General features: G+C 41.8%; 16 protein-coding genes. 6 read left to right on the top strand and 10 right to left on the bottom strand.

Annotated elements, in window-relative coordinates; all coding sequences use genetic code 11:
• Position 1: 1 nt before the first annotated feature.
• The 4 genes from ACE5CV_RS06210 to rseP are packed head-to-tail and all read left to right on the top strand — an operon-like array spanning position 2 to position 4605.
• The gene (locus ACE5CV_RS06210; protein ID WP_374949301.1) at positions 2-1501 is read left to right on the top strand and encodes a GH3 auxin-responsive promoter family protein; all 1500 of its coding nucleotides are present in this window, start codon (positions 2-4) and stop codon (positions 1499-1501) included.
• 12 nt (positions 1502-1513) lie between these two features.
• Complete coding sequence (locus ACE5CV_RS06205) at positions 1514-2035, top strand: hypothetical protein (protein ID WP_374949300.1); 522 nt, start codon at positions 1514-1516, stop codon at positions 2033-2035.
• Position 2036: 1 nt separating this feature from the next.
• A complete protein-coding gene (locus tag ACE5CV_RS06200; RefSeq protein ID WP_374949299.1) occupies positions 2037-3227 on the top strand; it encodes a 1-deoxy-D-xylulose-5-phosphate reductoisomerase in 1191 nt (396 codons plus the stop codon).
• A 16-nt stretch (positions 3228-3243) separates the two neighbouring features.
• Positions 3244-4605 (top strand): RIP metalloprotease RseP, encoded by a 1362-nt coding sequence (rseP, locus tag ACE5CV_RS06195; RefSeq protein WP_374949298.1) that lies wholly within the window; start codon positions 3244-3246, stop codon positions 4603-4605.
• A 60-nt stretch (positions 4606-4665) separates the two neighbouring features.
• On the opposite strand, the gene ACE5CV_RS06190 is transcribed toward rseP, so the two are convergent.
• The 9 genes from ACE5CV_RS06190 to ACE5CV_RS06150 form a co-directional block, all read right to left on the bottom strand.
• On the bottom strand, positions 4666-5052 hold the full coding sequence (locus tag ACE5CV_RS06190; protein ID WP_374949297.1) for a VOC family protein: 387 nt from the start codon (positions 5050-5052) through the stop codon (positions 4666-4668).
• 13 nt (positions 5053-5065) lie between these two features.
• Positions 5066-5590 carry a DUF4199 domain-containing protein gene (locus ACE5CV_RS06185; protein WP_374949296.1) on the bottom strand — a complete coding sequence of 175 codons (525 nt, stop codon included), beginning with the start codon at positions 5588-5590 and terminating at the stop codon, positions 5066-5068.
• A gap of 107 nt (positions 5591-5697) precedes the next feature.
• Complete coding sequence (locus tag ACE5CV_RS06180) at positions 5698-6171, bottom strand: response regulator transcription factor (protein WP_374949295.1); 474 nt, start codon at positions 6169-6171, stop codon at positions 5698-5700.
• A gap of 32 nt (positions 6172-6203) precedes the next feature.
• On the bottom strand, positions 6204-6626 hold the full coding sequence (locus tag ACE5CV_RS06175; protein WP_374949294.1) for an acyltransferase family protein: 423 nt from the start codon (positions 6624-6626) through the stop codon (positions 6204-6206).
• Positions 6614-7366 (bottom strand): acyltransferase family protein, encoded by a 753-nt coding sequence (locus ACE5CV_RS06170; RefSeq protein WP_374949293.1) that lies wholly within the window; start codon positions 7364-7366, stop codon positions 6614-6616. The genes ACE5CV_RS06175 and ACE5CV_RS06170 overlap by 13 nt, the downstream gene beginning before the upstream one ends.
• A 33-nt stretch (positions 7367-7399) precedes the next feature.
• Complete coding sequence (locus ACE5CV_RS06165) at positions 7400-7951, bottom strand: ATP-binding protein (protein ID WP_374949292.1); 552 nt, start codon at positions 7949-7951, stop codon at positions 7400-7402.
• Positions 7951-8286 carry an STAS domain-containing protein gene (locus tag ACE5CV_RS06160; RefSeq protein WP_374949291.1) on the bottom strand — a complete coding sequence of 112 codons (336 nt, stop codon included), beginning with the start codon at positions 8284-8286 and terminating at the stop codon, positions 7951-7953. Before ACE5CV_RS06160 ends, ACE5CV_RS06165 begins: the two co-directional genes overlap by 1 nt.
• Positions 8283-9419: a SpoIIE family protein phosphatase gene (locus ACE5CV_RS06155; protein ID WP_374949290.1), complete on the bottom strand. Its 1137-nt coding sequence runs from the start codon at positions 9417-9419 to the stop codon at positions 8283-8285. Before ACE5CV_RS06155 ends, ACE5CV_RS06160 begins: the two co-directional genes overlap by 4 nt.
• Positions 9420-9422: 3 nt before the next feature.
• Positions 9423-9923: a hypothetical protein gene (locus ACE5CV_RS06150; protein ID WP_374949289.1), complete on the bottom strand. Its 501-nt coding sequence runs from the start codon at positions 9921-9923 to the stop codon at positions 9423-9425.
• Between the two features lie 68 nt (positions 9924-9991).
• Here ACE5CV_RS06150 and ACE5CV_RS06145 point away from each other — a divergent pair, with 68 nt between their 5' ends.
• Positions 9992-10915: a glycosyltransferase family 2 protein gene (locus tag ACE5CV_RS06145; protein ID WP_374949288.1), complete on the top strand. Its 924-nt coding sequence runs from the start codon at positions 9992-9994 to the stop codon at positions 10913-10915.
• Positions 10912-12087 carry a glycosyltransferase family 2 protein gene (locus tag ACE5CV_RS06140; RefSeq protein ID WP_374949287.1) on the top strand — a complete coding sequence of 392 codons (1176 nt, stop codon included), beginning with the start codon at positions 10912-10914 and terminating at the stop codon, positions 12085-12087. The genes ACE5CV_RS06145 and ACE5CV_RS06140 overlap by 4 nt, the downstream gene beginning before the upstream one ends.
• Here the strand turns inward: ACE5CV_RS06140 and ACE5CV_RS06135 are convergent, their stop codons facing one another.
• The gene (locus ACE5CV_RS06135; protein WP_374949286.1) at positions 12088-12981 is read right to left on the bottom strand and encodes an SMP-30/gluconolactonase/LRE family protein; all 894 of its coding nucleotides are present in this window, start codon (positions 12979-12981) and stop codon (positions 12088-12090) included.
• Positions 12982-12998 lie beyond the last annotated feature (17 nt).

Genomic DNA, 12998 nt, shown 5'->3' with positions numbered 1-12998 from the left:
AATGGGTTTAAAAGCTGCACTAAGTAAAATATTTGCTGTGTTTGTAAACCGGCAGTTAAATGTCGTTCGCCGGAACGCGGTTGCGCTGCAGCAAAAAACCTTCAGCGATCTGGTACACCGCGCTAAAGGAACGGCTTTCGGCGTCGATCACCACTTCGGGTCTATCAATAACTATCAGGATTTTAAGAACAACGTGCCCATTCGGGATTATGAAGAACTGCGACCTTACATTGATCGCGTTGTAAAGGGCGAAGCTGACGTGATGTGGCCCGGCAAGCCTGCCTACCTCGCTAAAACATCGGGCACTACATCCGGAGTGAAATATATCCCCATTTCAAAAGAAAGTATGCCCGAGCATATCAAAGCCGCGCGTAATGCTTTGTTAAGTTATATACATGACACGGGCAGGGCCGATTTTGTAGACGGTAAAATGATTTTTCTGCAAGGCAGCCCTATCCTGGATATTAAAAATGGCATTTCTACCGGCAGGCTCTCCGGCATTGTGGCGCACCATGTACCAGGCTATCTGCAAAAAAACAGGCTGCCATCTTACCAAACCAACTGCATTGAGGATTGGGAAGAGAAAGTTGACGCCATTGTAAAAGAAACGGTAAAAGAAGACATGCGCCTTATATCGGGCATACCGCCCTGGTGCCAAATGTATTTCGACAGGCTGTCTGCAGTTTCTGGGGGTAAAAAGATCAGGGAAATTTTCCCCAATTTTAAGTTGTTTGTGCATGGGGGCGTAAATTACGAGCCTTACCGCGCCCGAATGGAAGAAAGTATCGGGACAAAAATCGATTCAATAGAAACCTACCCTGCTTCTGAAGGGTTCATTGCGTTCCAGGATTCGCAGAAAGAAAAAGGATTGTTGTTGATGGTCGACTCGGGTATCTTCTACGAGTTCATTCCGTCCGATGAGTATTATAACGAACGCCCTACCCGTATAAATTTAAAGGATATTGAATTAAATAAAAATTACGCGCTGATTTTAAACACCAGCGCCGGTTTATGGGGTTACAGCCTGGGCGATACAATTAGATTTGTATCTAAAAACCCTTATCGCATTGTAGTAAGCGGTCGTATCAAACATTACATATCGGCCTTTGGCGAACATGTTATAGGCGAAGAAGTGGAACATGCCCTCATGAGTGTAGCCAAACAAGAAGATGTTGAGGTAATTGAATTTACAGTAGCACCGCAGGTAACACCCGCACCGGGCCAACTACCTTACCATGAGTGGTTTGTAGAGTTTAGTAGGCAACCGGCAGACTTAGCTGCATTTGCAGCCAAGGTAGATAACGCCTTGCAGCAAAAAAATATTTACTATTTTGACCTTATAGAAGGTAACATATTGCAACCTTTGATAGTCAGAAGTTTAAAAAAGGATACCTTTATTAACTATATGCGCAGCCAGGGTAAACTGGGCGGGCAAAATAAAGTGCCGCGATTAGCTAACGACCGTAAAATTGCCGACGAGTTAGCCGGTTATATCATATAAAGCACATCAACCATGAAAAAATTATTTTTACTGGTACTAATTACCTGCTTCACATCAGCTCTGTTTGCACAAAAAACAGAAAACCTGCAGATAGCCTGGCCTGCAGAATACAAATGGAAGATAGGATCAAACCAAAAAACTGCCGCGGCTAACATGATTGAACTGATCCCTGGTAATGAAACGCTCAGCAATTGGTCGATTATTGCAACAATGATGTCGTACAAAAAAATGAAGGTGCCCGTAATAAGCAAAGTACCGGAAATGTTATTTGCAACGGCTAAAAAGAATGCTCCGTTGGCTAAATTAACAGTGTTTGAGCAAGGTGTTAAAGCAGGTCACCAGTGGATAATTTACAAAGTAGAATCCCCAACGTTTAAAAACAGCCCTAAGCCCGAATCGCAGCTTTATTTTGCCCTGCAAGGCGACAGGACCCTATACGTTAATTTTGTGGCGCTAAAATCGAGCACGTTCCCTACCGTTCAGGTATTTAAATGGACAAACGTGTTCAAAGCAAGCCAATTAGTAAACCGATAAATTGAACAACAGTAATATTAAAAAAGTAGCCATCCTTGGCTCTACAGGTAGCATAGGTACACAAACATTAGAGGTTATCAAAGATAACCCCTCACTGTTCAGGGCATTTATGCTTACGGCCCATTCTAACGCATACCTGCTCATTAGCCAGGCTATCGCATTTTTGCCGGAGTATGTGATCATTTGTGATGAAACCAAACATCAGGAGATTAAAAAAGCGCTTGCGCATTTACCCATAAAAGTACTTGCCGGCTATCATGAGATCAAGGACATGGTAAGCCATCCGGATATTGACATTGTACTTACCGCTATGGTTGGGTTTGCCGGATTAGAGCCTACAATTAATGCAATTAAGGCCGGTAAGGATATAGCGTTAGCAAATAAAGAGACATTGGTAGTTGCAGGTGAGTTAGTTACCGGCCTGGCAAAAAAACATAACGTTAAGATTTTACCGGTAGACAGTGAACATTCTGCCATTTTTCAATGCCTTGCCGGCGAAGAGGATAACCGGATAGAGAAGATCATCATCACCGCATCGGGTGGCCCCTTTCGTGGTAAAACAACTGATTTTTTGACCAACGTTACCCGTGAGCAGGCGCTAAAACACCCAAATTGGGTAATGGGTGCCAAGATCACAATCGACTCAGCATCCCTGATGAACAAAGGCCTGGAGGTAATCGAAGCAAAATGGCTGTTCGATCTGCGGACTGATCAGATAGATGTGATCGTGCATCCGCAATCTATTATCCACTCGATGGTACAGTTTGAGGATGGATCGATAAAAGCACAAATGGGCCTGCCGGATATGAAATTACCCATCCAGTATGCGCTTACCTACCCTGGTCGTGTAAAAACCAATTTTAAACGTTTTAACTTTGTTGAGTACCCGAACCTAAGCTTTGAGAAACCGGATACCGCAACGTTTCGTAATTTAAAGCTCGCGTATGAAGCTTTAGACAAAGGCGGTAACATGCCCTGCATCATCAATGCGGCCAATGAGGTTGCAGTTGCTGCGTTTTTAAGCAATACAACCGGCTTTTTAGCCATGAGCGATATAATTGAAACCTGCATGCAGCAAATAGTTTTTATAGAAAGGCCCTCCCTTACCGACTATTTGAATACTGATAAAGAAACACGCATATTTGCGCAAAATTTAATACAGCAAATGCCGTTAAAGGCATTACAATTTTAATATATATAAATACGGAATGAGCGTTTTGATAATGGCCGGCCAATTAATACTTGGTCTTTCAATTTTAGTGATACTGCACGAGTTCGGGCATTTTTTAGCGGCCCGCGCTTTCGGAATAAAAGTAGAGAAGTTTTACCTGTTTTTTGATGCCTGGAATTTCAGTCTGTTTAAATTTAACTATAAAGGCGTTGAGTACGGCATCGGCTGGTTACCCTTAGGTGGCTATGTTAAAATTGCCGGTATGATAGATGAATCGATGGATACCGATCAATTGGCCGGCCCGCCCCAGCCATGGGAATTCAGATCAAAACCGGCATGGCAACGGTTAATTGTAATGCTGGGCGGTATCATTGTAAATATTATAGTTGGTATCTTCATTTTCTGGGTGATGACCATTCGCTACGGCGAAACTTATATCCCCAACGCTAACATCAAAAACGGTATTGTACCGGGCACTATAGGCCAAAAAATGGGCTTGCGTGCCGGTGATAAAATAGTTGGCGTTAATGATAAACCTGTTGAAAGGTTTGAGGACCTGATCAGCTCGAAAGTGTTGTTGGATAAAACGGTGCTTAATGTACAACGCGGCGAACAAAAATTGGATATCAAGGTACCCCCTACCATTCTTAACGATCTGTCTGATTACGGGATTGAAGAATTTATTGGCCGGTTACCGCGTACCACCTTTATGGTAGCGACGGTTGTTCCTAACAGTTATGCCGCTAAAGCCGGCCTGCAAAAGGGAGATAGCGTAGTTGCGGTTAACACAGCCCCTGTTCATTACTATGATGAATTCCAGAAGGAGCTTAAAAAGTTTAAAAATAAATCGGTAAACCTAACCGTAAAACGTAGCGGTAATACTGTGCCGTTAACCGCGCAGGTTAATAAAGAGGGAATGCTGGGCTTTGCGGATGTGAGCAAAGGTGCTTACGGAATCTCTGTAAAAACAGACCTGCCGAAAGATACGACCGTAAAATATGGTTTCTTCGGATCGTTACCTGTAGGAGCCACTAAAGCCTGGGGTATGTTTACCGATAATGCTAAAGGCATCAGTAAGATATTTACAGGACAGGTTAAGGCACGCAAGGCTATTTCAAGCCCGATAGGCATCGCGGTTATGTTTGGCAGCCATGTAGACTGGATTCGTTTCTGGAGCCTTGTAGGCTTCCTTTCAATGGTGTTAGCCCTAACCAACCTGCTACCCATCCCCGGCCTTGACGGCGGACATACCGTTTTCCTGCTTATCGAAATGATTAAAGGAAAACCGTTAAGCGACAAATTTTTGGAGCGTGCGCAAATTGTAGGTTTTGTACTGCTGATATCGCTGATGGTGTTTGCCTTTGGTAACGATATTATCAAACAGATCAGCAAACACTAAAGCTGGTTACACCAAATATAGAAAGGCCGCTTAATCAAGCGGCCTTTTTATTTGAACGGATTATTGCATCTGGTAGATCTGGATCCAATTGCCGCAAGTATCGTTCAGAATGGCTAATTTCACATTACCCGTGGCGGTAGGCGCCATCTTAAAATCTACACCTAAAGCGGCGAGCCTTGCATGTTCTGTGTCTATATCATCTACATAAAACATTGTTAAAGGTATCCCCTGTTCAAATAACGATTGTTTGAACGCTTTCGAGGCGGGGTTTTCGTCAGGCTCTAAAATTAATTCCACCCCGTCTGGTGAGTCCGGCGATGTAACCGTGAGCCATCTGAATTTACCCATAGGAATATCGTGTTTTTTTACGAACCCTAATACATCGGTGTAAAATTGCAATGCTTTGTCCTGGTCGTCGACAAGCACGCTTGTAACTGTAATTTTCATAATTAAACGGTTGCTATATTTTGCGGATTTTCTTTTTCAAAATCAATGCGGTAACTATTGAAACCAATAAGCCTACCGGCAAAATTTCCATGTAACTAAAAAGCACAAACAAAACCGGATTCCTATAAGATTCGGTCATGGTTTGAATTTCCTTTGTCTTGGCTGCTATTTGTGCCGCGTTTGCGCCGCTTGCTTTTAAGGTAGATAGTTGATGAGCGTTATACATCTCCAGCCAGTCGGGCATAAAAAAATGGTACTCAATGGCCCATGATAACACATACATTGTAGAAGTGATAAGGGTAATCAATAGCCCGGTAGTGAATGCTTTGCCAAAAGTGATTACCCCGCCGTTGTACTTGTAACGATAATTTTTGACGGCGACGAAAATGAAGGAAAATGCCAGGAACATGGCCGAGAACCCCATAATCATGTTACCCTCAAAACTGCCTGTACGATAACACCACGACATGCTGCAAACCAGGAACACGGATATTAACAGGCCGCTAATCAATCCAAATACTAATACATTTCTTTTCATGTGTTTAAAATTTACCCAGGCAAAGTTGAATTTTAAGCTTCAGATCATCGTAATACTTTAGGGTGATTTTGAAAATATCCACCAATGATCCAGCGTGGTTGTTAGGTTTAGGCTATAAGTTTTAGCCGTTTGCCTACTTCTACCGCTTGTGTACGGCGTTGTACTTCAAGTTTTTCAAATAGTTTCGCAGCATGGGTTTTAATGGTATTCAGCGAAACAAATAACTGCTCGGCAATTTGCTGATTGCTTAAGCCTTGTGCCATAAGCTGCAAAACTTCCAATTCGCGGTTACTGATATTTCTGCGGGCGGCTTCTTGAATGTCCATCGTAAAGGATGCATCGACTGGTACGGGTATTTCCCTGTCCACGTATATCGTGTTAATCTTTGGTTTGCTTAACTTGAGCGCCAGCCAGATGCCAAGAGCGGTAAATAATACCGCGATTGTACCCGCGTAGATCTCGACTGCGTAATTAACAATAATAAATTGCCATTCAAGCCACTTCAAAAGAAACAGCAACGCAGCCAGCGAAACGCTATAGATAATTATAGACCGGTATCTTATCCAATTACTTGCAGTCATCAGTTAAATTTATAAAAAACTGTTTACCGCGGCTAATTATTTACAATAGTTTTAGGCGCTTTGATTCTTGTGATCTTTTGGAACCTGTTTTTAAGTTTTAGAAAATAGCGCTCATACCCGTAGTAAGATAGTGTGCCTAACGCTATGACAAGCACAATAGTTGCCGTGAAAATGAAAACATTTTGCCACAAAAGTCCTGCATGTGCCAAATACTTGCCGGCAATAAACAAAACCAAATACAATGGAAATTTATGAAGCAGATAAATACTGTAAGATATTTTACCACAGTACTTTAAAGTCTTATTTTTTAAGCCGATTATACTTGTTTTAGGTTCGCAAAGGTTAACGATGACGAGTGATGCAAAAAATGCGATCACTACATCGCCCTGTGGGACGTCAATAAATTGGAAGATAGTAAAGAACCCTAAAAACGATAGTAAGATCAACACCTGCATGTAGCGATTAAACAACAGGTTAAACAAACGCTGATATTTAAAATTAAAAACATCGTGGCGGGTATTGTAATAAAGTACCGCCATGATTGCCCGAGCATCATATTGGTAAAACGAGCAAAGTAGAAGAATTGGCTTAGCGCACTCATGAACGGTGACTTATCTTCAAATCGGTGAATGATGAAGATGACCACAAGTAACCCTGCAAAAATGCCAATTAAAGTATATAGAATGTTCTCCAGCTTTTTAATACGGAATATGTGCGGATGAAATATATAAAATTGCTCTTCGGTACCGATAGACCAGATGGGATCAAATAATGCGGGCAGCAACAGCAAACTAAAGGCTACGTTGGGCATCAAAAAAACGCTCATCAGCAATGCATTGGTGGAACCTTCGGCCGGATAAATAAAAAAACCAACTATCACTACCAGGAAGTACAACGGCCAAATGCGCAAAATGCGGCGGATATAAAAATCGGTAAAATCAATTTTCTTGAAATTATCGCGCTCCTCTAACAAAAGATAGCTGATCAAAAAGCCACTCAACGCAAAAAATGTACTTACACCTGTTTTACCTATGTTATGAGGAGAAAAAGGTAAGGCAGCTTTTAAACCAAATGTTTTTTTATGAAGTTCGATATGGGTAATAACTACAAGTAGAACGGCTATTGCACGCACCCCGTCCAGATTTTCAAAAAACACCTGTTTTTTTTGGGGTAAAACAGCTTCTTTAGTATCCATACTATTTGCCGGTAATAGTACAACAACTTAAGTTCAACGCTTAAAAGTTGCCGTAAAATTGTTGCTACATGTATCTATATCAAACTCATAACTAAAACCATCACAAGCCCGGGCAATGATCATCAGGCCGAAATGCTCCGACAGATTATTGATCTCATTACCTGCAGACAACTGGGGTTGCTCCTCAATAAAAAAAACTAGCCGGTAATTGTTTTGATTTTTAGCTTTAAGCAGGTAATTATCGTCTCCATACAGGTGGATAATTGTGTCGTTAAAATGCCTGCCGGGTAATGGCCACCGGTAGCTACAGCCGTTGAAAGATGCGCTAAAACTATTACCCGCGTCAGTTTTTTTTATGCGGATACTATCCGGTTGAATGCAGGTTTCGATGATCGACTTATCGCAACCGGAATGTTTGATGCCGTTGGTAAGCAGTTCTGTTAAAACCACCTTTAGTTTAAAGTTAGCACTATCGTCTAATCCCGCTTCTGTTGTCAGGTAATCAATCACTTCAACATGAACATTATAAAGATCTTCGGCCCGGTTATTAAACACAAACCTTTTAGTCACAGTGCCTTGTTTCATTATTTACTTACGGCGGCCTCTTCGGCAGTAGTGAAAATCTTGAATGCCTTGTCTAAACGGATCAGCTGGAATAAACCGGCTATATCTTTATTGAGGCCTGCTACTGCAATATCAGCCTGATTAGCAATAGCATACTTTAAACCAGATACCAATGCCCCTAGAAACGAACTATCTACATAAACAACGCCGGCAAAGTTTACCACTATGAATTTGTTACCGGCGTCTATCAGTTTGAATAATTCGGTCTTTAATTCTTCAGAAACAGTCAGGTTTGCTTCTTTAATCTCAATATTAGCAATCAATGCATTATTGTTGATGTGTGCAGATAGTATCATGGGTTGGTTTTTTGTACATAAATTAAGCTGCAATCGTCAATATGGGCAGCAATTTTTTCGGCAAGGAATTCACTTTGTTTAAACGCTGCAAAAGGCAAGTTCAGATAAGGTTTTACAGCCGTAGTAAAAGTATTATAGTCAGTTCTTTTGCCATCATCTCCTTCAAAATCAATCATTCCGTCTGTAAGGATATACAGGCGGTCGCCTTCCGTAAGCTTCAATACGATTTCGTCGAAATCGCCATCAGCCATCAGTCCTAACAACATGCCTGATGACGTGACCTGTTCTGTATGATTGATATCTCTGTTATAATACAATATAGGCAGATCTCCGGCACCGGAATATTTCACAACAGATTCCTGGCTATCGATCATCAATAATGATAAACTCGAAAGCACATCGCTCACAACCGGGTCATGGTATACCACGCTATTTATTTTTTGCAAGATGTTTTTGGTAGAAAAATTCCCCTCAGAAATGCAGATGCGCACCGCTGCCCTGATGTAGCTTAAAAACCCAAATGAAAAATACCAGGCACCCCATTTTTTGCCCATTACATCGCCCAAAACAACAAATGTGTAGCGGTCATCTATCCTTATGAAATCTATAAAATCTCCCCCAGGGTAGTTTTGAAAAGGCTTATGCCAAAAATCAATTTCGAAACCTTTAATGATCGGGACGCGCTTTGGCACTGAACTTAGATTAAGTGATACCGCAGCTTTACTTAGTTCCCGTAATGTGCGCTCATGTTGTTCGCGCACGGTGCTTAAAAAGTTATTGATTTTTGATACTACAACCGGCACCGGGGTATCTTTTAAGATGTAATCAACAGCATCCAGGTTAATACCCTTTAGCATCAGATCGTTATCTACCTCCGATGTCAAAAACATAAAAGGGATGTCTTTAAACGTTATAGAATCTATTAGCTGTTGCCGGAATTGAAAGCCGTCTATATCGGGCATATGATAGTCGGATAGGATGATATCCGGTCGCTCCTGGTTTAACATGGTCATGGCCTCAGTAGCCGAGATGGCCTTCATGCAGTAAAAGCCCTCCTTGTTAAGCGCCCGGCCCATCATTTCTAAAACCAGCCGGTTATCATCAACCAATAAAATTTTTTTTGATACAGGCATCGGTTATGCAGCCTGCTTTTTCAAAACAGCGCTTAAAAACAAATATACACCCGTAAATACAATAAGCAAGGCTATCAGGTCCATTAATGTAACACCGTCATTAGGGTTAAAGTAAAAGATAGTGAACATTTCAAAGTATGGTGGCGCAGGCATTATGATCATGGCCATACCCAGTGTGATCATTATGACGCCTATAATAATGATAACCGCTTTTTTAAGCCGCTCCTGCGATAAATAACTTTTGGTGGTTTTGCTATCCAGTTGATGGTTAGACAATAGAAATTCAAACTCATTAAGCAGTTCGAGCCGGTCATCAACGGTATCTAATCCTTTAAACGCCTCGATGCTTTGCGGAATGCTTTCTTTATCAAGCGCATGATAAATCCGCTCTTGTATAGCGCGGGATTTGGTCTTATCTATTACACCCTTTTGGAGTAATGCCACCAACTCATCAGCTTTTAACTCTATTAAGGCGGCTTCTTCGGTAATTTGTTTATTCTCCAATGTGCAAATGGCAATTAAATGCCCAACTTTTGTTATAATTATACCGTTTAAATATACCAGATATTAATATGGCCCGCGTTTCTGTTATAACCGTTAATTTTAATCATCCCCAAATAACAGAAGAGTTGCTGCAATCCATTGCGGCCACCAACACTTATCATGACCTGGAAATAATTGTTGTTGATAACGCAAGTAGAATCAACCCTGTACCGGGTTGGTTAACCAAATATCCGGATATTAAGTTTATACGTTCAGAAGTTAACCTTGGTTTCGCAGGTGGCAATAATTTAGGTATTAATAACGCTACAGGTGATTATTTTTTCCTTGTTAATAACGATACCGAATTTACACCCGGCCTGGTCGAAAAGTTGGCTGAAGTGATGGAAAGCCAACCTAAGGTAGGTGCGATATCGCCCCTGATCAAATATTTTACTAAACCCGATCTGATACAATATGCAGGCTTTACACTTGTAAATTACTACACAGGCCGTAACAATGCCATAGGAAAAGGACAGATGGATAATGGCCAATTTAATAATTTAAAAGGGCAAACAGGATATTGCCATGGGGCGGCAATGATGGTAAAGCGAGAGGCGACGAAAAAAGCCGGTTTAATGGCCGAAAACTTCTTTTTATATTTTGAAGAGGTTGACTGGGGTGAGCGTTTTAACCGTGCAGGCTACCAGGCCTGGGTGCGCGGCGATGCCGTTATTTATCATAAAGAGTCCGTTAGTGTGGGTAAAAACAGCCCTGTGAAAGAATATTTTATGAACCGCAATCGTATATTGTTCATACGCAAGAATGCGCCTGCACTTAAGGCCTTAATATTTTATATTTATTTCACACTGGTTGTGTCACCACGTAATATTATAAATTACATTAAAGGTAAACGGTACAACTTTATTTCACTACTGTTGCGTGGCATTTGGTGGAACGTGACACACAGTAAAACCAGTACAGATTTAGGATACAATCTCAATAAAACTTCATGAAAATTATCTTTTGGATAAGTCTTTTCGTAGCATTTTACACATTTGTCGGCTACGGAATCCTGCTATATATAATCATTAAAATCAAACGCTCTTTTAGGGGGAAGCCGGTTTTGCCGGTGGTTACTGATGATGAGCTGCCAACCTGTACATTGGTAGTAGCAGCTTATAATGAGCAGGATTACATGGTGAATAAAATAGCCAATTGCCTCCAGTTGAAATATCCGACCGGTAAACTTAAATTCTTATTTGTTACGGATGGGTCTGACGACCGGACGGCCGAAATAATTAGTCAGTATCCGGAAGTCCAGCTGTTGCACAGGCCGGAGCGTGCCGGTAAAATTGCGGCAATACACCGCGCCATGGAATTTGTAACCACCGAAGTTGCCGTGTTTACCGACGCGAACACCTTTCTAAACCCGGAAGCGATTGAGCGCATTTGCCGGCATTACAGCGACATTACTGTAGGTGCCGTTGCAGGCGAAAAGCGCGTGCAGATAGACGAAAATGCGGATGCAAGCGCGGCTGGCGAAGGTTTTTACTGGAAGTATGAATCGGCATTGAAAAAATGGGATTCGGAACTATACTCGGTTGTAGGCGCCGCCGGCGAACTTTTCAGCGTTCGCCGTAATCTTTATCAGGACGTGGAACCTGATACCATTCTTGATGATTTTATGATATCTATGCTAATTGCCGCGAAGGGATACCGGATCATTTACGAGCCAGATGCCTACGCGTTAGAAAACGCGTCTGAAAATGTAACCGAAGAACTTAAACGCAAGATTAGGATAGCCGCGGGCGGCATACAGTCGATATTGCGGTTAAAGCCACTGCTTTTTTCTTTCAAATATCCGGTACTGTCTTTTCAATACGTAAGCCATCGGGTGCTCAGGTGGACAGTTACACCATTTTTTATGATCATTGCCTTTATTACTAACCTGGCCCTGGCGTTTGCCGGCGACGGCTGGTTTTACAGCGTGTTATTTGCCGGGCAGGTGGTGTTTTACCTTGCGGCCATTTTAGGTTTCGTATTAGAGAAAAGGCAGCTTCGTGTAAAGGCGCTATTTATACCTTACTATTTTTGCGTGATGAATTATGCTGTTTTAATGGGCATCATCCGGTATTTTAAAAAGACACAAAGCGTTGCCTGGGAAAAATCGCAGCGAAAAGTTTAACTATTCTATCCCTTTAACATTCATTTTTAAGGTGTAAATAGCGGTTGATGCTGTAATAAACAATACATCCCGGTTTTTACCGCCAAAGCAAAGATTTGCAGTCCACGGTTCCGGAATATCAATATGGCCTATCTGTGTTCCTGATGGATTAAATATGGTAATACCTTTGCCGGCCAGGTAAAGATTACCCCTTTCATCAAGCGTTATTCCGTCTGCCCCCTGGTTAATATGCAGCTTTTTATCTGCTAACCGTCCGTTTGCTAATATGGCGTATTTGTAAATCTTACCATCTCCAATATCGGCAACGTACAAGGTTTTACCATCAGGGGTACCTACAATTCCATTTGGGCGTTTCAAAGTGCTGTCCAGATCCACCGGCTGGGTGGCACCCTTTGGAAGAAAAAATATCTTTTGATTGGGCAGGTCTGGTTTGGTGCGCGACCACCAGGGGCGCTGGTAATATGGGTCAGTCATATAAATGCTGCCGTTAGGGTGAACCCAAAGATCATTTGGCCCGTTCAATAACAATCCTTTAAAATCTTTCACTAAAACTTTCACCTTTTTATCCGGACTAACTGACCATAATTGGTCATGTTCATCGGCACAAACGATCAGGTTGCCCCTCTTATCAAAATACATTCCGTTAGCGCGCCCCGCATTGTCCATAAAAACGGAAAGCCTGCCATCAACGCTATATTCCCATATCTTATTATCGGGCTGATCTGTAAAAAATACATTGCCTTTTCTGTCAACAGCCGGGCCTTCGGTAAATTTAAATTGCCTGGAAACAAGTTGCGGTTTATTTAACGTGTCATATAACGCCGTTTGGCTATATACCTTGGGTATAAAAAAGCATAACAAGGCAAGTACCGGTAATCTTTTGCAAATCCTCATTTGTTATCTGATGTTTT

Source organism: Mucilaginibacter sp. (genome assembly GCF_964263795.1).
GTDB lineage: Bacteria > Bacteroidota > Bacteroidia > Sphingobacteriales > Sphingobacteriaceae > Mucilaginibacter.
Note: the sequence above shows the minus strand (reverse complement) of the source record. Positions and strands in the feature narration are given on the sequence as shown.

Bases quoted from the DNA above. Each gene is read 5' to 3' on its own strand.
- ACE5CV_RS06210 (WP_374949301.1), top strand. From the start codon at position 2: ATGGGTTTAAAAGCTGCACTAAGTAAAATATTTGCTGTGTTTGTAAAC.
- ACE5CV_RS06205 (WP_374949300.1), top strand. From the start codon at position 1,514: ATGAAAAAATTATTTTTACTGGTACTAATTACCTGCTTCACATCAGCT.
- rseP (WP_374949298.1), top strand. From the start codon at position 3,244: ATGAGCGTTTTGATAATGGCCGGCCAATTAATACTTGGTCTTTCAATT.
- ACE5CV_RS06190 (WP_374949297.1), bottom strand. From the start codon at position 5,052: ATGAAAATTACAGTTACAAGCGTGCTTGTCGACGACCAGGACAAAGCA.
- ACE5CV_RS06185 (WP_374949296.1), bottom strand. From the start codon at position 5,590: ATGAAAAGAAATGTATTAGTATTTGGATTGATTAGCGGCCTGTTAATA.
- ACE5CV_RS06180 (WP_374949295.1), bottom strand. From the start codon at position 6,171: ATGACTGCAAGTAATTGGATAAGATACCGGTCTATAATTATCTATAGC.
- ACE5CV_RS06175 (WP_374949294.1), bottom strand. From the start codon at position 6,626: ATGCAGGTGTTGATCTTACTATCGTTTTTAGGGTTCTTTACTATCTTC.
- ACE5CV_RS06170 (WP_374949293.1), bottom strand. From the start codon at position 7,366: ATGGATACTAAAGAAGCTGTTTTACCCCAAAAAAAACAGGTGTTTTTT.
- ACE5CV_RS06165 (WP_374949292.1), bottom strand. From the start codon at position 7,951: ATGAAACAAGGCACTGTGACTAAAAGGTTTGTGTTTAATAACCGGGCC.
- ACE5CV_RS06160 (WP_374949291.1), bottom strand. From the start codon at position 8,286: ATGATACTATCTGCACACATCAACAATAATGCATTGATTGCTAATATT.
- ACE5CV_RS06155 (WP_374949290.1), bottom strand. From the start codon at position 9,419: ATGCCTGTATCAAAAAAAATTTTATTGGTTGATGATAACCGGCTGGTT.
- ACE5CV_RS06145 (WP_374949288.1), top strand. From the start codon at position 9,992: ATGGCCCGCGTTTCTGTTATAACCGTTAATTTTAATCATCCCCAAATA.
- ACE5CV_RS06140 (WP_374949287.1), top strand. From the start codon at position 10,912: ATGAAAATTATCTTTTGGATAAGTCTTTTCGTAGCATTTTACACATTT.
- ACE5CV_RS06135 (WP_374949286.1), bottom strand. From the start codon at position 12,981: ATGAGGATTTGCAAAAGATTACCGGTACTTGCCTTGTTATGCTTTTTT.